The following is a 21867-nucleotide window of genomic DNA, read 5'->3' as shown; positions in this document are numbered from 1 at the left end:
CATGGGCCAGCCCGCCGAGAAGCAGCGCCGCGCCACGTACGCCGACCTCGAAGCCGTCCCGCCGAACAAGGTGGCGGAGCTCATCGCAGGTGTGCTCCACGTCATGCCCCGGCCGGCACCACCTCACGCACGGGCATCGTCCAGGCTCGGGATCAAGCTGGGCGGACCGTTCGACCTGGGCGACGGAGGGCCCGGCGGCTGGCACATCATCGACGAGCCCGAGCTGCACTTCCCCGACCCACACGCGCCTGGCGAGATCGACGCGCTCGTGCCCGACCTCGCCGGCTGGCGCCGTGAGCGTATGCCCGAGCTCCCGGAGACGGCCTTCTTCCCGCTCGCCCCGGATTGGGTCTGCGAGGTCCTGAGCCCGTCGACCGCGGAAGTTGACCGCACTGTGAAGATGCCGGTGTACGCGCGCGAGGGCGTGCGACACGCGTTGCTGGTTGACCCGCTCGCCCGCACGCTCGAGGTCTACGTGCTCGGCCAGGATCGCCGCTGGGATTCCGCGGTAGTCCACCGCGATGCCGCGCGCGTCCGGGTCGAGCCCTTCGACGCCATCGAGCTCGACCTCTCGGTGCTCTGGCTGAAGTAGGTTGGTGCCGCGCGGGTCGCCCTTGTGCGGCCGCACGCCTCCGGGCAGGCTCCGAATCATGGGTAAGCCCGCCGAGACGCAGCGGCGTGCCACGTACGCCGACCTCGAGGTCGTCCCACCGCACAAGGTCGCCGAGCTTGTCCGCGGCACCCTGCACGTGTTTCCCCGGCCGGCGCCTCGGCACACGCGCGCGAGCTCGGGCCTGGGTGCCGAGCTCACCGGTCCATTTGACCACGGCAAGGGCGGTCCGGGCGGCTGGTGGATCCTGGACGAGCCAGAGATCCATTTCCCCGATCCAGAGGCGCCCGGCGAGATCGACGCCCTCGTGTCCGACCTGGCCGGCTGGCGTCGTGAGCGAATGCCCGAGCTGCCCAAGACGGCCTATTTCCCGCTCGCCCCGGACTGGATCTGCGAGGTGCTGAGCCCGTCGACCGCCGCCTTCGACCGCGACGAGAAGATGCCCGTCTACGCGCGCGAGGGCGTGCGGCACGCGTGGCTGGTCGATCCGATCGCGCGCACGCTCGAGGCCTTCTCGCCCGCGTCCGTGCGCACATGGACCCCCGTCGCGACCCACCGCGACGCCGCGCGGGTCCGCGTCGAGCCGTTCGACGCCATCGAGCTCGATCTCTCCCTCCTGTGGGCAAAATAGAAGCGGCGGGTCAGGGCCCCGGCCGAGGACGCTGCCCGGCCCCGCGCTCGCCGGCGCGCCGCGCGCCGTCGCCCTCGATCGCGGGCGCCCCGCGGCGATAGACTGGCGCGATGCGGCCCTGCAGGAGCTGTGGTGCCTCGCTGGAGGCAAGCCGTCATGGGATCACGTGTCCGCGCTGCGGCGCCGAGAACCCCGGCGTGGCGGGCGCGGCGGCCGCACTGCCGGACACCCCCGCCCCCGCGTCGGCGTCGGGGCCGCCCCGGGCGGTGAAGGCGCTCCTCGCCGTGGCGATGGCGGCGGTGGGGGTCGGCTTCGCGGTGATGTTCTTCGCGCGCGTCGAGCCGCCGCGGGAGCCCGCCCCGCGCGCGCGCCAGCTCACGACGCAGCTCGACGCGCTCTGCTTCGTGGACGCGAACGGCGACGACGCGCCCGACCCGGTGCTGTGGCAGGACGGCAAGACGCGCGGGCGGGTGGTCGCCGTCGACGGACGCAGCGGGCAGGGGATCTGGTCCTCGTCGGAGCTCGACCGGCCCGACGCGCTCGCCTGCCCCGATCAGAACACCGTGCTCGCCGGCGGGGAGAGCGCCACGCTGCACGCGCTCGACGCCCGCACGGGCAAGCCGCGCTGGGCGGCGAGCCTGCCCGGGGCCCCCGACGAGGTCGCGGCCGGCGAGGGCTGCGCGACGGTCGTGTTGAAGGACGGTACCGCGACCGGGATCAAGCTCGGCGGGGGCGAGGTGGCCGACTGCCCGACCGCACCCCCGCCGTCGGCGATCACGGGGCAGTTCTGGGAGCGCAAGAAGAACCCCCAGGTGGTCCACGTCGGCGACGTGGAGGTCGCGCTCACGGCGCCGACCGAGGGGCCGCCGCGGCTCTCGGCCGAGGGGCGCCGCGGCGGCGCGTCGCTCTGGAAGAACGATCTCCCGGTGCGCGCGCCGCTGTCCGGCGGGCGGCCGGACCTCTTCCTCGTCGCGAGCGGCGGCGCCGCCATCGTCGTCGGCGTCGATGTCGTCGGGGGCATGGAGCTGCGGATCATCGCCCTCGATCCCGCGACCGGGGCCAGCCGGTACGAGCGCGCGGCGGGCTACCTCGGCGACCGGATCGTGGCGGCGAAGGCCGCGGGCCCCTACGTGTACGTCGTGAGCGGCGCCGCGGTGAGCGGCGCCGCGCTGCGCGCGATCGACCCGGCGACCGGCGGCACCGTGTGGCGCGCGACCGCGCCGCTGTCCCCGTGACCGGGCCAGGCGGCCGCGCCGCTGTCCCCGTGACCGGGCCAGGCGGCCGCGCCGCTGTCCCCGTGACCGGGCCAGGCGGCCGCGCCGCTGTCCCCGTGACCGGGCCAGGCGGCCGCGCTCAGCAGAGGCAGCCGACAAAGGTGCCCGAGAACAGCGGCCGCTCCATGACCGCGGCGCCGCACGTCGGGCACGTGTCGCCGAGCTTGAGCTCGCGGGGCGGAGGCGCCGGCTTCGCCGGTTGCGCGCCCGCGGCGACGCCGACCGCGGCGAGCGGCTGGAACTCCACGATCGACACGCGCGAGAACCCCTGCCTCGGCGTGGCGCTGCGCTGCGGGGAGGCCAGGAGATCCTGCTTGCTGCGGACCGGCAGGATGGGCCGCGACATGTTGATGTAGGCGAGCTCGGTCGTGTAGAGCGCCGGGTCGAGCATGCGCGGGTCCTCGGGCTGGACGATGCCGTGCTGGAACGCCTCGATCAGCATGTCGACGTCGGTCCGCGCGTTGCGGTTGCGCGCGGCGTCGACGAGGAAGAGCCCGTTGCCGTAGTAGGCGGCGTTGAGCCAGAAGCCGGTGCCCGCGGTGTGGTAACCGCCCGTCGCCCACTTGTACCCGCGCAGCGAGCGGACGTGGGCCGTCAGCGCGTTCGCCAGCGCGTACGACGTCATGCCGAGCGGCAGGAGGCTCACGAGCGCCGCCGGGTGGAAGTTCAGGCAATCGCTGCAACAGACAGGCACCGTCGGCACGAGCGCCTGCGCCGGATCGATGCAGACCTGGACTTCCGATTCGCTGCGATAGCAGCCGGTGAAACAGGAATGCCGCTCGACGGCGGCCAGGAGCGCGGCGGGAAGTGCCATGCGAGCAACTATACCGTCCACGAGGGCGCATGGCTGCCATGAGGCGCAGCGTCACCGCCGCTGTCCGCGGCGCGAGACGCGCGGCGCGCACGGGCGTTCTCGACGTCCGCGCATGCACGCGCCCGTACGTCCGCGCGTGCATGCGCCCGTACGTCCGCGCTCTCGCATGCGCGTTTGCGCGGCTGCGGACAGGCGAGCGCAATTGCGTCCTTCGTGCGCCTGTCCCAGGATCGCCGGCCGTGATGACGGCCGCGCAACCCGAGCATCAGCGCCTCCGGCGATGCGTCCTCGATGGAGCGCGCGCGGCCGAGCTCGAACGCCGATCCAGGACGGGCGCGCGGTCCTCCTGCCCGCTCCAGCGCGGCGCGGACGCGCGGGCCGCGTGACCGGGCGGAGGCGTTCGCTGCTCGTCGCGCTCGCCGGTTCCCTCGCGGCGCTGCTCCCGGCGCTCGCGCTCTCGGGGTTCACGGTCGACGACGCGCTGATCACGGCGCGCTACGCGCACCACCTCGCGCGCGGGCTGGGCTACCGCTTCAACGCGGCCGGGCCGGTGACCGACGGGGTGACGCCGCTCGGGTGGGCGTTCGCGCTCTCGCCGTTCGCGGCCGGAGGCCCGCTCGCCGCGCTCGCGGCCGCGAAGGCGATCGGCGTCGCCGCGTGGACGCTCGCCGCCGGAGCGCTGGCGCTCGCGGTCGATCGCGCGTCCGGCAGGCCGGCGCGGTTCGCGGCGCTCGCGCTCGTGCCGGCGTCGGCGCCGCTCGGGGCCTGGGCCGCGGCGGGCATGGAGACGGGCGTCGTGGCCGCGCTCGGCGCCCTCGCGGTCGCGCTGCCGGCGCTCGGCTGGGCGCTCGCCGGCGCGGCGTGCGCCGGGGCGGCGGCGGCGCTCCGGCCGGAGCTCCTGCCGTTCGCGCTCGTCGTCTCGCTCGCGGCCCTGGCGGCCCCGCGCTCCGGCGGCGCAGGCGGCGCAGGCGCCGCGCCGCCTGCGCCGCCTGCGCCGCCTGCGCCCGCGGAGCGGCCCGCGTGGGCCCGCGCGCTCGCCGCGCTCGCGCTCGCGGGCCTGCCCTTCGTCGCGGTGGCCGCGGCGCGGCTCGCGATCTTCGGCCGCGCGGCGCCGCTCGCCGCGCTCGCCAAGGCGCCGGACGCGGCGCTCGGGGCCCGGTACGCGCTCGCGTGCTTCCTCCTGACCGGGCCGGTGGCGCTGGTCGCGCCGGTCGCGTGGCGCGCCCTCCCGGCGTGGCCGCGCGGGCTGCTCGCGGCGGTCGCCGTGCACTTCCTCGCGGTCGCGGCGGCGGGCGGCGACTGGATGCCGCTGTCGCGGCTCGTCGTGCCGGCGCTGCCCGCGGCCGTGCTCGCGGCCGCCCACGTCGCCTCGGCCGCGGGCGCGCGCGCCACGGCGCTCCGGATCGCGCTCGCGCTCGCGGGGCAGCTCTTCGTGATGATCCGCGTCGGGCCGACCGCCGCGCGCGTCGGCGGCGACCGGCTGCGCGTGATCGAGGAGCTCCGCGGCGCGCTCGCCGGGGCCGAGGTCGTCGCGGCGCTCGACATCGGCTGGCTCGGCGCCGCGACGGGCGCGACGCTCGTGGATCTCGCGGGCGTCACGGATCCGGCCATCGCGGCGCTGCCCGGCGGGCACACCACGAAGCGGATCCCCGGCGCGCTGCTCGACGCGCGCGGGGTGGACGCGCTCGTGCTGCTGCTCGCCGAGGGCCAGGCGCTCGCCTCGCCGTGGACCGCCTCGCGGTTCGCGCGCGGGGTGGAGCAGCACCTCGCGCGCCTGCCCGGCGCCGGCGAGGCGTTCGCGCCCGCGGCGGTGAGCGGCGTGCCGCACCTCCGGTACGTGGTGCTGCGGCGCCGCGCCGGGGGCGAGGCCGCGGCCGTCGCGCCGCGCTGACGCGGTCGCCGCGGGGGCGCCGGCGCGCGTGCGGCGCCCTCGCGTTCGCGCCGCGGGGGTGCGCCGGCTCGCATGCGGCGCCGCGCCGCGCGGCCGCCGCGGAGGTGCGCCATCGTGCACGCGGCACCGACGCGGGCGCCGCCCCCCACGTGACGTATGCCGCGATGGTGTGCCGGCACGCGCGCCGCGCCGCGCCGCGCGGCGTCGCGGCAGGTGACAGTGGACGCCGGACGCGCGCAGCTGGCACGCTGCATGGAAGCGCGCCGTGCGCCCGAGAGGAGCGCGTCAGCTCGATGCGGTCAGGTGAGGTCGTCGACGACCGGTTCGAGGTCGAGGAGCACGCCGCCTCGGGCGCGACGGCGCGCGTGTACCGCGCGCGCGACCTCCGGTCCGGCGCGAAGGTGGCGCTCAAGCTCCTGCTGACGGCCGCGACCCCGGCGCTCGGCGCCCTCGCGCGGGAGGCGCTCGCCCTCGCGACGCTCGCGATCCCCGGCGTCGCCCGCTACGTCGCGCACGGCGCGACCGCGGGCGGTCGGCTCTACCTCGCGGTGGAGTGGATCGAGGGCGAGACCCTCTCGGAGCGGCTCGATCGCGCGCCGCTCACGATCGCCGAGGTCCTGACGCTCGCCGCGCGCGTCGCCGAGACGCTCGCCGCCGTCCACCGCCTCGGCTTCGTGCACTGCGACGTGAAGCCGGGCAACCTCCTCCTCGAGGGCGGCGACCTCGAGCGCGCCCGGCTCATCGACTTCGGCGCCGCGCGCTTCTCCGGGGACGAGGAGGAGTTCCCGACGCTCGGCGAGATCCGCGGCACGCCGCAGTACATGGCCCCGGAGCAGGCCCGCGGCGAGCCCCAGATCGACGCGCGCGCCGACGTCTTCGCGCTCGGCAGCGTGCTCTTCGAGTGCCTGACCGGGCGCGCCGCCTTCGCCGGCGGCGACCCGCTCTCGGTGCTCATGAAGGTCCTCCTCGAGGAGCCGCCGCGGCTCAGGGAGCTCCGCGCCGACGTCCCGGCCGGCCTCGACCGGCTCGTCGCGCGGATGCTCTCCAAGGCCCGCGAGGCCCGCCCGCGCGACGGCGGCGCGGTCGCGGCGGCGCTCGCCTCGGAGGCGCTCGACAGGCGCCCTGGCGGCGGCCCGCCGCCGTGGTCGCACCCCTCGTCGTCCCACCCGCCGCCCCGCGCCCGCGAGATCACGGCCAGCGAGCGGCGGGTCATGTGCCTCATCCTCGCCCGCGAGGACGAGGACGAGGCCGACGCCGAGGCGACCCTCTCGGAGACCGCGGACGAGGGCCGGTCGCGCGCCATCCGGGAGATCGTCGAGCGCCACCGCGGCCGGATCGAGCTCCTGGAGGCGCGGTGGCTGCTCGTCACGCTCTCGGGGCCCGCCGCGCCCGCCGACCTCGCGGCCCAGGCGGCGTGCTGCGCGCTCGCGCTCCGGGAGCTGCTCGGCGGCGCGCGGCTCTCGCTCGTCACCGGCCGGGCCGAGGTCGCGGCGCGGCTGCCGGTCGGCGCGGTGATCGATCGCCTGGTGCAGCTCGTCCAGGGCTCTCGCGATCCGCACCGCCCGGCGGCCATCCGCATCGACGACATGACCGCGGGCCTGCTCGGCGCGCGGTTCGGCGCGACCCGGGACGCGTCGGGGTGCTGGCTGTACGGCGCCCGCGAGGAGGCGCTCGACGCGCCGCCCGCGCTCCTCGGCCGGCCGACGCCGTACGTCGGCCGCGAGCGCGAGCTCGGGCTGGTCGAGGCCGAGATCGACGCCTGCCTTCGCGGCAAGGCCCCGGGCGCGGTGCTCGTGACGGGTGCGGCCGGGGCGGGCAAATCGCGGCTCGCCTACGAGCTCGTCCGCGCGCTCCGGGCGCGCGGCGAGCCCCTCGAGGTGTGGATCGGCCAGGCTGACCCGATGAGCGCGGGCTCCGCCTTCGGCCTGCTCCAGCGCGCGCTCCGCAGCGGGCTCGGCCTTCGGGACGGCGAGCCGATCGCCGCCAGGCGGCGCAAGCTCCGCGCGCGCGCCGCGCGCCGCGGCGGCGCCGGCGCGCGCATCTCGCCCTTGCTCGGCGAGCTCGCGGGCGCCCCGCTGCCGGACGGCGGCGACGCGCGGCTCGATCCGGCGCGGCGCCCGCTCTTCTCGAGCGACGAGCTCCGCCTCGCCTGGGAGGGCTTCCTCGACGCCGAGTGCGCCGCGCGCCCGGTGCTCCTCGTGCTCGACGACCTGCACTGGGCCGATCCGCCGACCGTGGCGCTGGTCGACGCGGCGCTGCGCCGCCTGCGGGGCCGGCCGTTCGCGGTGCTCGCGCTCGCGCGGCCCGGCGTGCGCGAGATCTTCCCGGGGCTCTGGCACCCGCACCTGCGCACGGAGGTCTGTCTCCCGCCGCTCGCGCCGGTGGGCGGCGAGCGGCTCGTGCGGGAGGCGCTCGGCGCCCGTGCGAGCGCGGACCTCGTGCGGGCGATCGTCGAGCGCGCCGACGGCAACGCGTTCTGCCTGGAGGAGCAGATCCGCGCCGCTGCCCGCGGGAGGATCTCGGCGCCGCCGGAGACGGTGCTCGCGATGGCGCAGGCGGATCTCGACGCGCTCGATCCGGAGGCTCGCCGGGCGCTCCGTGCCGCGAGCGTCTTCGGCGAGGCGTTCTCCGAGGCGGCGGTCGCCGCGCTCGTGGGCGGCGCCGACGTTCCGCGCGCGCTCGACGAGCTCGTGCGGCGCGGGGTGATCGTGCGGCTCGGCGCGGGCGGCGCGGGAGGCGCGGGCGGCGCGGGAGGCGCGGGAGGCGCGGGCGGCGCGGGAGGCGCGGGCGGCGCGGGAGGCGCGGGAGGCGGCGCCGCGTACCGCTTCCGCCACGCGCTCCTCCGGGAGGCCGCGTACGCCATGTTGACCGAGGGCGACCGGCGGCTCGGCCACGCGCTCGCGGGCGGCTTCCTCGCGGAGCGCGGCGAGGCCGATCCCATGGCGCTGGCCGAGCACTTCGAGCGCGGCGGCGAGCCTGCGCGCGCGGCCGCGGCGCACCTCGAGGCGGCGCGGCAGGCGCTCTCGGTCGGCGACCCCGGCGCGGCGCTCGCGCGGGCGGCGCGCGGCGTCGCCTGCGACCCGCCGCCCGCCCTCGCGGACGAGCTCCGCCGCGTCGAGGGCGAGGCGCGCTTCCGCGAGCGCTCGGCTGGCGCCCGTGCAGAGGGCGACGCCCACGCGCTCGAGCTCGCGCCGGAGCGGCTGAGCGAGGCGGCCGAGTAGGAGAGCTCACGCGCCTCTCTCGGCGAGGCGCGGCGCGCTGCTGACGAGGCGCGCCGCGCCCTTCGCGGAGCGCCGCTGTCGCGCCGAGAGGGGCCGCTCGATATCTCTCGATATCTGCTGTCGCTTGGTAAACGGACTCCTGTCGACGCAATGCCATCGGCCTTGCGTCGCTCGAGGTAGGGTCGGGTGCCTGCGCGGAGCCCGATCTCGAGATGCGACAGCTCTCTCTCTTCGAAGGCCGCACGCTCCCGGCGGAGCCTGGCCTGCTCGACGGCGCCGCCGGCCCGCCGCCTGGCGACGGCGCGCCCGCGGGGCAGCTCGACCTGTTCGCGCAGCGCACGCTGCGGCTCTCGCGCGCGGCCGGGGCGGTCGCCGCGGGGGAGCTCGGCGAGGCGCGGCGGACGCTCGCGGAGCTCGCGGCGCTCCGCCCGGCCGACGCCGACGTCCGCCGCCAGTCCGACCGGATCGCCGCGCTCGAGCGGGAGCTCGCGCGGGCCGCGGCCTCCGCCGCGCCGGCGGCCGCGCTGCTCGAGATCGCGCGCGGCCTCGATCTCGAGAGCGGCGCCTTTGCGTCGCTGCGCCGCGTGCTCCTCGGCCGCGTGGCGGCGGCGCTCCGCGCGGCGGAGGGCGACGACGGGCGGCTCGAGGGGCAGCCTCCCGGGTACTACTGGCTCGCGGCGGGCGAGGTGGCCGAGGCGCACGCCTCGCTGCTGCGCGCGGTGGAGGCCCGGCGGAGCGCGCGCGCGCTGTTCCTGCTCGGCGACGCCGCCACGTCGCTCGGCGAGCCCGCGGCGCGGCGGTTCTACCTGGAGGCGCTCCTCTGCGATCCGTTCGACGCGGCGCTCGCGTCGGCGCGCGACGAGGCGGTGCGCGGCCTGCCCGACGTCGCGCGCTACGAGCTCGAGATCGAGGATGAGCCTGCGGCTTGGTCGGCGCCCGTCGGGATCGTGACCGGCGTGCTGCCACCGCCCTTGGGGATCGCGATCGCGCTCGGCGACGCGGGCTCCGGGGGCGCTGCCGCGTCCGGAGGAGCGCCGGATCGGCCGTGGTCGCCTGCGCAAGATGAGGCGCTCTCGATGGCGCGGCGCTTCGTCGCGGCGCTCGCGGCGGCGTCGTCGCGGGAGGCGCGGCGGTCCGGCGAGGCGGTGATCGAGGCGCGGCGCGCGATGAAGCGGCTCGCGCCGGCGCTGTTCGCGGCGTACATGGCGCGGGGCGGGGGGGCGCTGCAGGGCGGGTAGGGCCCGCCGCGTCGCCGCCTGTCGGACGGAGGGGGGCGCCCCGCCGGGTCGCGGTCGTTTACGCTCGAAGGCGGCCATGAGGAGTCGCCCTGTCATCACGCTCCGCGTGCCCAGGGTCGTGCACGCGGGCGACACGTTCGACGTCGGGATCTCGCTCGACTGCGCCGCGGCGACGCCGATCGACTTCGTGCGCGTGACGCTGGAGTTCACGCTGGCCGTGCAGAGCAACACCGACGAGGACCGGAATTTCTCCGGGTCTCGCGATCTGCTCGCCCTCAGCGTGGATGTGGCCGGGAAGGGGCGGCTCGGCGCGGGGATTCATCGCTACCGGGTCTCGTTCACGCTGCCGGGCGACGTACCGCCGTCGCACGCCGGCGCCATCGCATCCCTCTGCTGCAAGGTCGGCGCGCTCGTCTCCATCCCGTGGTGGATCGACGCCGCGGAGAGCAAGGAGATCCTCGTCCGGCCTTCGATCGCGGAGGCGCCGAGGGACGAGCCGTTCACCGGCGCGAGCGGGCCGGAGAGCGGCGCATTCCTCGAAGTGTCGCTGCCGGGCCGGACGTTCGCCCCGGGCGAGATCCTGGCCGGGGCCGTCGCCTTCCGCGGTCTCGCCGGGAGTCGTCCGATCGCGCTCGACGTCGCGCTGGTCAGCGTCGAGCGCCATCGGGCGAGGGACCGGTCGAGCCAGCGCCGCCGGCTCTCGTTCATCCAGGATCTCACGACGATCGCCGAGGGGCAGGAGGTGCCCTTCCACATCGCGCTGCCGCGCGGTCTCGCGCCGTCCTTCAGCTTCGGCGACGTCTCCCTGGAGTACGTGCTGGAGATGGCGCTCAAGCACATGGAGGGCCGGCTGCTGCACCGCGTGCCGGTGTTCGTCGACATGTTCGAGCCGCGCGCCGGGCTCGAGGGGCAGCGGCCGCGCATCGGCGCGGATCGCTGGCGCGCGCTCTGGTCGCGGGTGGGGCAGCGGATCGATCTGTCGCTCGCGGAGCGGGAGCTGGCGCTCCGCGGGGTGTGCGCGGGGTGCGCCGTGGAGGTGGTCCCGGCCGAGAGGGAGTCGTGGGGCGGCCTGGGCGCGACGGTGCGGTTCGCGGAGCCGTGGGGGCTGCGTCTCGACGTGCGGCCGCGTGCCTTGCTGGAGCTCGGCGGGGTGGCGACCGGGGACAGCGGCTTCGATCGGCGTTTCCGGGTGCGGGGGCGGGAGGAGGCGCAGGTGCTGGCGGCGCTCACGCCCGCGCTGCGGCGCGCGCTGAGCGCGTTCGGCCGGGCCGAGGTCGACGACGCGGAGGCGCGGGTGTGGAGCGCCGCCGGGGCGTTGGACGAGCCCGAGCTCGCGGCGTTCCTGGCGCCGGTCGACGCGCTCGCGCGGGCGCTCGCGGAGGCCGGCGCGGCGCTTCCGCCGCCGGCGGCGATGGCCGCGTGGCTGCCCGCGTGGCGCCGCTTCGCGGAGGAGAGGGACGGGGTGCTCCGGGTCGGATCGATGCGGCTTTCGGGGACGTTCGAGGGGGCGGGGTTCGAGGTGGAGACGCTGTTCAAGGGGGCTGCGCCGACGGGGGCGCGGCTCGCGCTGCGGCTGGATCCGCCGATCGCGGGCGCGGGCAGGCCCAGGAGGGCGGCGGAGCAGCGGATCGCGGGGGCGATCCTGGAGCAGGCGGCGCGCCTCGGGGGCGTTGCGGGCGCGGAGGAGGGGGTCGCGGTGGCGCCGGGGGAGATCGCGGTGGTGATGGCGGGGCCGCTCGCGGATCCGGCGGCGGCGCGGGAGGTGCTGCGGCCGATGCTGGCGCTGGCGCGCGAGATGCGGGGGGAGCGGCGGGGAGGGCCGTACCGGTGAGGGGCGGCGAGGGGCGGGGCGGGCGGGGGGATGGGAGATGGGGGAGGGCTGGTCGGCGGGGTGGGCGGGCAGGTCGCGATATGACTATCTACCTGGATACGCTCGTCTGCGATCCGTTCGACGCGTCGCTCGCGTCGGCGCGCGACGAGGCGGTGCGCGGCATGCCCTACGTCGCGAGTCGCCGCGCCTGTCTCCGCTTTGTACCGTTAACAACAGATATTGGTTTCAGTGCGATAGCAGAATGGGTCTTGGCCGGCGAAGCATTCGTATCGTACGCCGCGCCCATAGCCTCCGCAGCTCGTTCCCTCGCACGCCCAGTACGTCGTGCTCGCTGGCTGCACATCTGGCGTCTCCAAGATCTCGACTTCGCTCGTCTCTCCGAGCTCGTCGTCCCCTTCATCCGGACTCGCGGCCACACAGCCAGCGGTCGACGATCCAACGATCATTCCGGCGAACAAGTTGGCGAACAGCCTCTTCATAAGCACCTCCGACGCGTTGTAGGCTCACACACAGGGTCACCGAACGCAAGCGGGACGACGGACGCCGAGCCGAAGACCTGGCCGGGAGCTACCCGGAGCTCCTCCGGAGCGACTCGACCGCGCGCCGGTTGCCCTTCGCCACGTCGGTCCAAGCTGCGTCGCGGTCCGGCCAGAGCGTGATCGGTCTGGCATCCTTCGGCAGCGCCTGGAGCCTGGCGAACGGCGCGCTTTGCCAGTCGGTCTCCCGTAGAAAGATCGGGATGACGCGGGCCTGGCCGGCGTCGTGGCGCGCCATGGCGCGCTTCATCTCCTTGTCGAAGCAGTAGTCGGATGCGAGGAAGTCGGCGCTGACGAGGAGGAGGATCACCTCGGCCTCGTCGAGATTCCTGTCGATCTGGCCTGCCCATCCATCGCCGGCGGCGATGCGGCGGTCATGCCAGCTCTGGAGGAGGCCCTCGCGTTCGAGGAGGGAGAGATGGGTCTCCAGCTCGTCACGGAGCGCCTCGTCCTTGTGGGAGTAGCTGAAAAAGAGACGGACGGGCCTGGGCGCTGCGACGGCGCTCTCGACCGGCGCGGGCTCGGCGAGATCGAGCAGCCAGAGGTTGCCGTTCGCATCTCCGGCGCAGAGGAGCTGGTGCGACACGGCCACGCAATGAAAAGGGCTGATCCCGTGGGCCGTGTCCAGGCATTCGCCTGTCGTCGTGTCCCAGATTTTGAGCGTCCTGTCCAACGAAGCACAGACGATGCGGCGGCTGTCCGATCGGATCGCGCACGCCCGAAACCCATCGGCGTGGCCCCCAAGGGTGGAGAGGAGCTTGCCCGTCGCGAGGTCCCATACCTTGATCGCCCTGTCCAGCGAGGTGGAGACGACACGCTGGCCATCAGGGCTTATGGCGCAAGAGCTGACCCAGCCGGACTCGCCCTCCATCGTGGAGAGGAGCTTCCCGGTGGCGAGGTCCCACACCCTGAGCGTCCTGTCATCGGAGGCAGAGACGACGCGCTACCGGCCACCGCGCCGTCGTCTCCAAGAGCCGCCGGTGCAGCTCGGCCATGCGCTTCGGCCCGAGCTTCTCCGCGAGGAACGCGAGGAACGCCTCGTGGTAAGGCCGGTAGGCCCGCGCGCCGCGCCACGAAGCCGGCTCCTCGAGGAGCAGCGCCCGCGCTGCGCGAAGGAGATCCTCCCCGACCTCCACGTCGTTCCACCCCCACGCCGCCTCGATCTCCTCGAGCGGCAGCGCCTCGCGCGCCGCGCAGACCAGCCCGAGGCCGTTAGCGACCAGCCCGAACTGCTCCCGCGGCAGGCTCCGGAGCTGCTGCCAGATCTGCTTCAGGAACCCGCTCTCAGCCCTCGGGGCAGGCGCTCCACGCGCCGCTGCTCGACCGGCTGCTCCTCGAGCCATTCCCGCAGCTTCACCGCATAGAGCAGGTTCCCCTCCGCCCGCGCGACCGCCTCCTCGACGAGCTTCGGGTCGAGCCGCGGCGTGAACCGCGGCGCCTGATCGGCCCAGAACGCGCGGCAGGCCTGCGCGTTCGAGCCCGTCCATTCGGCCGCATCGAGATCGATGCGCCGCACGTTCCCGCGGCTCTCCAGCCACCCGAGGTGCGGGTACTGCGGGCGCGAGGCGCAGAGCGCATGCACACCCGGCGGCAGCGCGTACGGCAGGAACCCCGGCAGCGGGTTCTGCCCGGCGCCATCGCTCCGCGCCTCGTCGAGGCCGTCCACGACGAGCACCAGGCGCTCTCCGCGCGGAACGAGCTCGCGCTTCGACACCCTGGCGAGGAGCTCGATCAGCCGGCTCTCCGGCCGCGCCTCCGGGTCCTTCTGCGCCGGGTAGAGCGCCTCGATCTGCGCCGACAGGGAGCGCGCGACCGCCTCGGGGCGATCCCAGTCCATGACGTCGCGCCGGAGAAAGTGGTGCGGCGCCCTGTGGCCGCGCTGCTCTTCCACGTCGAGCCATCGCGAGAGGATCGCGCTCTTGCCCATGCCGGGCCCGCCCGTGACGAGGACCCAGCGGCCCGACGACCCCGCGCCGTCGAGGTGGCGATCGATGGCGGCGAGCACGTCCTCTCGACCGAAGAAGTGCTCGTGGCGGCTGCGCTCGATGCCGAAGTCGATGAGGTCTGCCGCCACGGCGCCAGTCTAACAGACGACCTTCTCGGGTCGCCGCAGGGCTTGCTGAAGACGGGGAGGGGGCGCAGCGCAGCGCGCGGCGCGCCCCCATCGTTCACACGGTCATCCGTCCGTCATCTCGGCCGACGCGCCTCCCGGCGCCTCCGCCGTCGCGCCCTCCGGCGCATCCTCCGGCGCCGCGGCCGCCCCGTTGCTGCCGAGCGCGACCGCGGCGCGGAGCGCCGGCAGCAGCTCGTCGGCCTTGCGTTTGCCGAGCGCGACGGCCGCGAGCACCTGGAGGTGGTCGTAGCGTTCGGCGACGAGCGCCGCGAGCTGGTCGCGCAGGATCGACTCTCCGGTGCGCTTCGGCACCGCGGCGAGGGCGTTGCCTGGGCGCACCTGCTGCACCAGCGCGCCGCCCAGCGTCGCGAGCAGGTCGAGCTTGTCGGCAGGGAACGGGTGCTTTCCGGCGAGCGCGCCGGCGAACTCGGCGAAGAGCCCCGGGAGGGCGACGAAGTCGCGCGCCTTGTCGAGCTTGCCCGCGCCCGCGCGCACGGCCGCGACCCGCTCGCGCGGCAAGAGGCCGAGCAGCGGGTGCGACGCCACCTCGAGGTAGGTCAGCATCAGCTCGCGCCACGGCGCGCCTTCGGCCAGCATCCTGTCGATCTCGCCCGCGCTGAGCGTCGCGACCGGCACGCGCGCCGCGCTGAAATCGAGCGCCATGACCAGGGCCGGCAGCTCGAAGACCTCCTTGAGCCTTGGCTCGCGCAGCGCGCTCACGGCGGCGGGCAGGTGCGGCTCGAGCGCGTCGAGCGCGGCCCTGACGTTCGCGCGCATGAGCAGCGGCTGGCCGGTGAAGACGGGCAGATCCGCCGCCGGCACGCGCTCCGCGAGCGGCCGGAAGTGCGCGAATGCGCGCTCGGGGGCCTCGTCGGTGAACGCGTCCGCCCGCGCCTCCGCGATGAGCGCCGCCGGATCGACGCCGGCCCGATCCCTCTTGCGCGCGCTCCGAGCCTCCTTCTTGCCGGCCTTCGCGGCCTTCGCGCCGTCTCGCTTGCCGGCCTTCGCGTCCTTCGCGCCGTCTCGCTTGCCGGCTTTGGCGGCCTTCGCGCCATCCCTCTTGCCGGCCTTCGTGTCGTTCGCACCATCCCGCTTGCCGGCCTTCGCGTCCTTCGCGCCAGACTTCCTGTCCTTGTTTCCGCCCATGGGTCTCCCTCCGTGTGAGCGCGGTTCGTTCAGCCGGCGACCGTGCCACAGCGCCGGCGGCCTGTTCAATCCGACCGCACTGACGGCGCACCGCGAGCGGCGGCGAAATCGTGCCCGCGCCGCGGCCCGGTGCCGGAGGCGCGACCTGCGTCCTCCCGCCGCAGCGACCCGGGCAGCGCTGCTGCGCTCTCAGCGCTGCGTCCCGTTCAACGGTGGAAGAGTAATCTGGCTTACAAATCTGTGTCCTGGGCGACGGGTAACCCGTGGTTTGGCTTGGAGGGCCGTGTCCCATCCGGCGGGCAGGCCGTTCCTGAAGCGACGCGACGCGCTCCTACGTCCGCTTCCGCGCATGGCCGCCGATCGCCACGGCGACCGTCGCGGCGAGGAACACGATCTGGATCAGCGTCCGCGGCACGAGCGGCGCCTCGAGATTACCTCGGCGGGCGGCGATCCACGCGCGACCACGGCGCGCGAGACAACGGGCGCTCGCGGCCCAGCGGTCGATCGGCCGTGGTGCGTCAATCGCCTTCGAGATCGAGATCCTCCCACCAGATGGCGAGATCGATCTCCACCTCTTCGAACGGCTCGGCGCGCACCCGCTCCGTCGGACCGTGAACGCCGAGCTCGAGCCAGCGGCCGTCGACGAGGCGGCTGACCGCGAGCGATCTCGCCTCGGGATCCACGTACCAGAGGTGGCCCACGCCGATCTCGGCGTAGAAGCGTCGCTTGACGATGAGATCGTAAGCGCGCGTCCGGGGAGACAGGACCTCGCAGACCCAGTCCGGCACGACGCGGATGGGCTCCTTCACGGGCAGGCGAGGCAGCCGCTCGCGCCGCCACCCGGCGACGTCCGGCGAGATCTCCGGGGCCCGGGGGAGCTCGACGCCGGGCTCGATGAGGAGCCAAAAGCCGCCGGGGCCGTTGCGCCGCTTCTGGAAGGGGCCGTGGAGGTCGGCGGCGATGCTGGTCTCGAGGCTCCCATACGGGGCGCGCGGGCGGGGAAAGGCGTAGAGGTCGCCGTCGATGATCTCGCCGCGCATCGTATCGGACAGCGCTTCGAGGTCCGCCCTCGTCGCGGGGCGATCCAGCTTCCGGGCAAGGCTCATCGGGGGGCTCCCAGCTCCCACGGAGCTTACCTCACCCGGGGCGCGCCGCGCGAACGCGACCGCGGCGGCGGGCAGCCAAGAGGCGACGCCCCTGGTCGCCGAGCAAGCCGGGCGGCGTACGCGGCTCGATCGGAATGGGTCGAGAGCGGCTGATCTCTCGACCCCTCTGCGCTCAATCCGCGCGACGCGAAGGCCGCTCGGGGAGCAGCGCCTGGTCGTCCGGAATGCGCAGGCCGGGGATGAGCGCGTCGAGCTCGCCTGGCTCGAAGCGGCAGAGGTTGGCGGCGTGCCAGAAGCCGCCAGCGACGTCGCGGCCGAGCTTGTAGCGGCCGTCGGGGCGGAAGGCGACCCAGCCCTCGCCGAGCTTGAGGAGCACGGCGAGGCACGCGCCGGTATGCACGTCCCAGAGACGAACCGTGCTGTCGGTGGAGCTGGAGATGAGCGTGGCGCCGTCAGGGGTGAAGGCCACGCTCAGGACCGCACCAGCATGCCCTCGCAGGACACGCTCGAGCTCACCGTTCACCTCCCAGATGTGGATGGTGCTGTCGTTCGACCCCGAGGCGATGAGAGCGCCCCCGGGGCCAAAGCACACGCTGTTCACTGGACCCGAGTGAGCGTTCAGCCTGTATATCGACTCGCCGGCAGCGATGTCCCAGACGCGAACACTGCTGTCTTGCGAGCCCGACGCGAGCAGAGCCCCGTCGGGGCTGAACGCCACGCTCGCGATCGTATGCTCGTGGCCTTGGAGCACGCGCGCCGCGTCCCCTCTCTCCAGGTGCCACAGCCAGATGGTCCGGTCTTGTGAAGCGGAGGCCAGCGTCGCGCCATCAGGGCTGAAAGCCACGCCCGTCACGCCGCGGTCGTGGCCCTGGAGCACCCGCAACGCAGCGCCGGTCGCCGTATGCCAGAGCCGTACGGTCCCGTCGAACGAGCTGGACGCCAGTCGCTGACCATCAGGGCTGAACGCGACGCCCACCACGTAGCTGGAGTGACCATCGAGCCTCCGCACCAGGCGACCCGTCGCGACATGCCAGAGCTCGACGGACAGATCCCGCGCACCTACGGCCAGGATCGAGCCGTCAGGGCTCAGCGCGAGCTTCGAGAAGACGGCCACGGCATTTCGAAGCGTGGGCAGCATCTCTCCCGTGAAGAGCTGCCAGAATTGAATGCCAAACTCGTCGGACTTGAAGGCGACCGTCGTGCCGTCGCGGCTGAGGGCGAACTGTGAAATGGGGCTCCTCGGTTGCCCAAGCGCGCGTTGCATGCTGCCGGTCGGCACGTGCCATAGCCGTACGGTCTCGTCGAGAGAGCCCGAGGCGAGCGTCGCGCCGTCGGGCGCGAACGCCACGCTCATCACGGCGAACAGGTGGCCCTGGAGCACGTGCAGGGTATCCCCGGTAGAGAGGCGCCACAGCCGTACCGTCTTGTCGAAAGAACCCGAGGCGAGCGTCGCGCCGTCGGGCGCGAACGCCACGCTCATCACGGCGTAGGAGTGGCCCTGCAGCATCTGCAAGACTTCTCCGGTCGACGTCTGCCAGAGGCCGACGCTGCGGTCCATGGATCCGGAAGCGAGGATCGCGCCGTCGGGGCTGAACGCCACGCTCAGCACGCTGCCCTGGTGCCCGCTGAATACGCGGATCGTATGCCCTGTCGATACGTCCCATAGCCGGACCGTGGTATCGTACGAGCCGGAGGCGATTGTCCTGCCTGTGGCGCCAAACGTCAACGTCGTCACCGTTTGCGAGTGACCCTGGAGCAGGCGAACCTCTCTGCAGGTGGACACCTGCCACAGCCGGATGGAGCAGTCGCGCGATCCGGAGGCCAGCAGCTCTCCGGCAGGGCAGAACGCCACGCTCGTCACGTGATCGGAGTGCCCCTTGAACGCGCAGATCGCGCTGGCCGTCGACACGTCCCACAGCCGGACGGTGCAATCCTCGGAGCCAGAAGCGAGCGTGTATCCGTCAGGGCTGAAGGCGAGGCTGGTGACCGTGCCGGAGTGGCTATCCAGCACGCGCAGCGCGCTGCCGGTCTGCACATCCCACAGCGTGATCCTCCCAGAATGTCCGGTGGCGAGCAGCGCGCCGTCCGAGCTGAAGGCTACCGCGGTGCATTTCCCACCGTCGTGCCAGGTCGGCTCGAACATGGCCGCCTCCGGCATCGCCGCGCCGAACGTGTCGCACCCGTCGAACCGCGCCCCCCGCGCGCCCACCAGCTTCGCCCCGCGCAGCTTGACCGCGGCGAGCCTCGCCCCCGTCAGGTCCGCGCCCACGAGCCGCGCCCGCACGGCCGTCGCCGCCGTCAGATCCGCCGCGCAGAGCGCCGCCCTCGAGAGGTCCGCCCCGTCGAGCAGCGCCCCCGCCATCAGCGCCCCGCGGAGGTCGGCCCCCACGAGCTTCGCCTCCCGCAGATCCGCCCCCCGCAGGTCGCACCCGCGCAGGTCCTTGCCCGAGAGATCCTGCCCCCGCAGGTCCGCCCCCGCGAGGTTCATCCGCTCGGGCACCCCGAGCCCCATCCGCCCGTCGATCCGCAGCGCGTTCGCCGCGGCCACCGCCCCCCACGCCCCGCCGAGCGCCGCCCGCACCCACGCCGCCGCCGCGTCGCGCCCGGCGAGCGCCCCGAAGAAATCGGCCATCAGGTCGCTCACCTCGCGCTGCGCGAGCGCCGGCGCCTCCCCGGCGCGCTGCACCTCCTCGGCCGCCTCCCGCGCCACGAGCCACTCGAGCACCGACTGGTGGATGAAGCGGAAGTTCTCCTGGTCGTCCCACACGAGCAGCGTGCCCGACCCGATCTCGTGCGTCGCTACCGCCACGTCGAGCTCGTGCCGCCCCAGCGCCTGCAGCGCCGCGATGAGCTCCGCCGGCAGCTCGCGGATGTTCACGCTCTGCTCCGTGCGCTGCCACAGCCGCGTCGCGAGCTCCGTCACCGCGCGCCACCGCTGCGCCACCGACAGCCCCGGCTGCGCGCCCTTCGGGTGCGCGCGCTCGTACTCCCAGACGAGCCACCGGTCGAGCAACAGCCGGTACAGCCCCGCCGACGTGATCTCCCCGTCGCCCGCCTTCGCCTGCCGGAGCTGCGCCTCCTCGATCTCCGCGATGAACCCCAGCATCCGCGGGTTCGCCGACAGGCCGAGCAGATCCTTCACGTCCGCGAGCAGCCGCACGCGCGCGTCGGCCGCCTCGTCGCTGCCGAGCCGGTTCACGAGGAACCTGCCGATCTGCGCCCCGGTGAACGGCATGAGGCGCGCGAGCCGGTAGCCGGGCAGCAAGGCGGCCCGCTCCGCGAGCGCCGACCTCACCTGCTGCTCCGAGATGAAGTGCTGGCTCCGGCTCGTGACCACCACCTTCGCCGCCTTGCCCTGCGCCGCCTGGATCAGCGTGTCGAAATGCTCGACCGCGCGGTCGTACGTCACGCGGAACGCGAGCTCGTCGAAGCCGTCGAACAGGAGCGCGATCCGCCCCTCGGCGAGCATGTGCCGGAACGCGGGCAGGTCGATCTTGCCGAGCCCCGCGAGCGCGAGGTGCTGCGCGATGAGCGCGTTCAGGTCGCGCGCCTTCTCGATCGCCCGCATCTCGATGAGCACCGGCGTCAGCGGGCCGCCCGCCTTGCCCATCCGCCGCGCGAGCTCGTGCAGGAGGAACGTCTTGCCCGTGCCGAAATCGCCGAGCACCAGCACGAACCGGCTGTGCTCCGCGTCGAGCAGCTCGGCGAACGCGTCGAGCGCGCGCTCGTGCAGCACCTCCTCCTGGCCCACCGTGAGCGCGATGCGCTGGTCGACGTAGAGCGCCGGCGGATAGGTGGGGTCCCGCTCGAGCTTCGCGTTCTGCCACGCGAGGTAGCCGCGGAAGTCGATGAGCCCCTGGTACTCGAGGAACCGCACGAGGCGCACGCGCCGCGCGCTCGCGTAACGGACGAGCTCCTCCGGGGCGGGCTCGCCGCCGTAGACGAGCGTGGACACGAGGCCGGGATCCTCGCGCCGGTACGAGGCGTCGATGCTCTCCAGGAACGCGGAGACCGCCTCGGTCGAGATGCCGGTCTCGAGCGCCGCGAGCGGCGCGATGCGGACGATGCCGCCCTCGTTGACCGAGACGCGCAGGTAGACGCCGAAGGGGAGGGGCGCGTCGAACCACTCGATCTTCACGCCCTCGGGCTCGCGGAGCCTGCACACGCGCTCGACCCGCGAGAGGAAGTCGTCGCTGCGCCCCTCGCCCGGCAAGAGGATGTCGTCGTGGTGCTCGGCGTGGCCGCTCCCCGCGCGCGCCGAGAAGCGGCGCAGCCGGCGGCCTCGCCCGGTGTCCTCGGCGCGCTCGGCGCGCGCGGGCTCCAGGGTGCGCCGCAGGAACGCGAGGAGGAACTCCGCCGACGCGCGGCACGCGAACGCGCGGAAGCTGTCGTCCTTGTCGTGGTCGCCGTGATCCGAGACCGCCTTCGCGATGATCGACCGCCGCCCGAGGCGCTCCGCGACGTAGCCGATCGCCGCGGCCTCCATCTCGACGCCGAGCACCTTCCGGCCGATCGACTTCAGGCGCTCGAACAGCCCGGCGTCCTCCTGCACCGCCTTGCCCGTGGCGATCGGGCCGATGTGCACGCGGAACGGCCGGGCCTCGGGCGGGCCGTCCGGGTAGATGAGGCGCTCCCGGCGGACCTGCGCCAGGCCCGCCTCGGTGAGCTCGAGGCCGCCGTCGCCGATGCGGAGCGCACCCGCCGCCTCCAGCTCGCCGATGCGCTCGGCCCAGCCCGGGCACCGCTCGGCGCGATCCGGCCGCGCGACGGGCGACGGCCCCGCCTCGACCTGGCTCGCGTAGAGCGCGTGCCGGAGCCACCACGCCTGCGACGCCCTCGACGGCGGGCGCGCGGCCGCGAGCGGCGTCTGCCGCTCGAACTCGCGCGCGAAGAGCGCGGCGTCCATGTTCCACGTCCGCTCGAGGTTGTACGTCTCGATGTCGTGGAAGAACGCGCCGCCCCCGCCGGGCGCGGCGACGCGCTTGCCCTCGTCGTAGCTGTAGACCCGATCCGCGACGATGACGTCGCCGAGCGCCACCTCGCCGCGCCTGCCGGCGCAGATGCCGCACATCGCGAGGCACCCCGGATCGAGCTCGTCGATGAGCCCCTGCGCCCGCGCCGCCGCGGCGCTCTCGCCCATCCGCCCGGACCACGCGGCGGCGACGCGGAGCGGCGCTCCGCGGTCGTTCGGGACCTCGCGGACGTAGTACGGAAAGCCGGCCGGATCCCGCGCCTCCCGCCAGCCGTCCCGGCCGCCCTCGCCGAGCGCGAGCACCGCCTCGAGCTCGTCCTGCAGCGCGGTCACGACCAGCGCGTCGACGCGCGCTGGGTCGACGCGCCGTGTGGGGATGTCCAGCGACACTTAGTCAGTCTAACAAACAAGCGCGCGCGCCATCGCGCAAGCTGTCGGCGTCCGAGGCGCCAGCCGGGGCCCTCGCGGGCGGCGCGGCATGCAG

The 21867-nt window shown here is 74.6% G+C and carries 14 protein-coding genes; 7 read left to right on the top strand and 7 right to left on the bottom strand.

The window, feature by feature from the left end:
- The first annotated feature begins 1 nt into the window (after position 1).
- The 3 genes from WMF20_RS21030 (at position 2) to WMF20_RS21020 (ending at position 2476) form a co-directional block, all read left to right on the top strand.
- Positions 2-592: a Uma2 family endonuclease gene (locus WMF20_RS21030; protein ID WP_437616239.1), complete on the top strand. Its 591-nt coding sequence runs from the start codon at positions 2-4 to the stop codon at positions 590-592.
- 58 nt (positions 593-650) lie between these two features.
- Complete coding sequence (locus tag WMF20_RS21025; protein ID WP_437616237.1) at positions 651-1241, top strand: Uma2 family endonuclease; 591 nt, start codon at positions 651-653, stop codon at positions 1239-1241.
- A gap of 197 nt (positions 1242-1438) precedes the next feature.
- Positions 1439-2476: an outer membrane protein assembly factor BamB family protein gene (locus tag WMF20_RS21020; RefSeq protein WP_437616235.1), complete on the top strand. Its 1038-nt coding sequence runs from the start codon at positions 1439-1441 to the stop codon at positions 2474-2476.
- Between the two features lie 118 nt (positions 2477-2594).
- Here the strand turns inward: WMF20_RS21020 and WMF20_RS21015 are convergent, their stop codons facing one another.
- A complete protein-coding gene (locus tag WMF20_RS21015; RefSeq protein WP_437616233.1) occupies positions 2595-3329 on the bottom strand; it encodes a hypothetical protein in 735 nt (244 codons plus the stop codon).
- 382 nt (positions 3330-3711) lie between these two features.
- Here WMF20_RS21015 and WMF20_RS21010 point away from each other — a divergent pair, with 382 nt between their 5' ends.
- From WMF20_RS21010 to WMF20_RS20995, 4 genes are all read left to right on the top strand, one after another.
- Positions 3712-5220, top strand: a complete 1509-nt coding sequence (locus WMF20_RS21010; protein WP_437616231.1) for a hypothetical protein — start codon at positions 3712-3714, stop codon at positions 5218-5220.
- Between the two features lie 293 nt (positions 5221-5513).
- Positions 5514-8441 carry a serine/threonine-protein kinase gene (locus WMF20_RS21005; protein ID WP_437616229.1) on the top strand — a complete coding sequence of 976 codons (2928 nt, stop codon included), beginning with the start codon at positions 5514-5516 and terminating at the stop codon, positions 8439-8441.
- Positions 8442-8653: 212 nt separating this feature from the next.
- Complete coding sequence (locus tag WMF20_RS21000) at positions 8654-9679, top strand: hypothetical protein (protein WP_437616227.1); 1026 nt, start codon at positions 8654-8656, stop codon at positions 9677-9679.
- Between the two features lie 76 nt (positions 9680-9755).
- The gene (locus WMF20_RS20995; RefSeq protein WP_437616225.1) at positions 9756-11510 is read left to right on the top strand and encodes a hypothetical protein; all 1755 of its coding nucleotides are present in this window, start codon (positions 9756-9758) and stop codon (positions 11508-11510) included.
- 567 nt (positions 11511-12077) lie between these two features.
- On the opposite strand, the gene WMF20_RS20990 is transcribed toward WMF20_RS20995, so the two are convergent.
- The 6 genes from WMF20_RS20990 to WMF20_RS20965 form a co-directional block, all read right to left on the bottom strand.
- Positions 12078-12953, bottom strand: coding sequence for a TIR domain-containing protein (locus WMF20_RS20990; RefSeq protein WP_437616223.1), 876 nt, complete (start codon positions 12951-12953; stop codon positions 12078-12080).
- Between the two features lie 13 nt (positions 12954-12966).
- Positions 12967-13389, bottom strand: coding sequence for a hypothetical protein (locus WMF20_RS20985; RefSeq protein WP_437616221.1), 423 nt, complete (start codon positions 13387-13389; stop codon positions 12967-12969).
- Complete coding sequence (locus WMF20_RS20980) at positions 13317-14120, bottom strand: ATP-binding protein (protein ID WP_437616219.1); 804 nt, start codon at positions 14118-14120, stop codon at positions 13317-13319. The genes WMF20_RS20985 and WMF20_RS20980 overlap by 73 nt, the downstream gene beginning before the upstream one ends.
- A 102-nt stretch (positions 14121-14222) precedes the next feature.
- Complete coding sequence (locus WMF20_RS20975; RefSeq protein WP_437616217.1) at positions 14223-15305, bottom strand: hypothetical protein; 1083 nt, start codon at positions 15303-15305, stop codon at positions 14223-14225.
- A 518-nt stretch (positions 15306-15823) separates the two neighbouring features.
- Positions 15824-16411: a Uma2 family endonuclease gene (locus tag WMF20_RS20970; RefSeq protein ID WP_437616215.1), complete on the bottom strand. Its 588-nt coding sequence runs from the start codon at positions 16409-16411 to the stop codon at positions 15824-15826.
- A gap of 172 nt (positions 16412-16583) precedes the next feature.
- Positions 16584-21773, bottom strand: coding sequence for a pentapeptide repeat-containing protein (locus tag WMF20_RS20965; protein ID WP_437616213.1), 5190 nt, complete (start codon positions 21771-21773; stop codon positions 16584-16586).
- Between the last annotated feature and the right edge of the window lie 94 nt (positions 21774-21867).

Origin of the sequence: Sorangium sp. So ce834 (genome assembly GCF_051521425.1) — a bacterium.
In the GTDB taxonomy this organism is placed as follows: domain Bacteria; phylum Myxococcota_A; class Polyangia; order Polyangiales; family Polyangiaceae; genus Sorangium; species Sorangium cellulosum_D.
The sequence above is the reverse complement of the archived record's forward strand: the minus strand, read 5'-3'. Positions and strand labels throughout refer to the sequence as shown.

Coding starts and splice junctions, on each gene's coding strand:
- WMF20_RS21030 (WP_437616239.1), top strand. CDS start 2: ATGGGCCAGCCCGCCGAGAAGCAGCGCCGCGCCACGTACGCCGACCTC.
- WMF20_RS21025 (WP_437616237.1), top strand. CDS start 651: ATGGGTAAGCCCGCCGAGACGCAGCGGCGTGCCACGTACGCCGACCTC.
- WMF20_RS21015 (WP_437616233.1), bottom strand. CDS start 3,329: ATGGCACTTCCCGCCGCGCTCCTGGCCGCCGTCGAGCGGCATTCCTGT.
- WMF20_RS21005 (WP_437616229.1), top strand. CDS start 5,514: ATGCGGTCAGGTGAGGTCGTCGACGACCGGTTCGAGGTCGAGGAGCAC.
- WMF20_RS21000 (WP_437616227.1), top strand. CDS start 8,654: ATGCGACAGCTCTCTCTCTTCGAAGGCCGCACGCTCCCGGCGGAGCCT.
- WMF20_RS20995 (WP_437616225.1), top strand. CDS start 9,756: ATGAGGAGTCGCCCTGTCATCACGCTCCGCGTGCCCAGGGTCGTGCAC.
- WMF20_RS20985 (WP_437616221.1), bottom strand. CDS start 13,389: ATGGCTCGAGGAGCAGCCGGTCGAGCAGCGGCGCGTGGAGCGCCTGCC.
- WMF20_RS20975 (WP_437616217.1), bottom strand. CDS start 15,305: ATGGGCGGAAACAAGGACAGGAAGTCTGGCGCGAAGGACGCGAAGGCC.
- WMF20_RS20970 (WP_437616215.1), bottom strand. CDS start 16,411: ATGAGCCTTGCCCGGAAGCTGGATCGCCCCGCGACGAGGGCGGACCTC.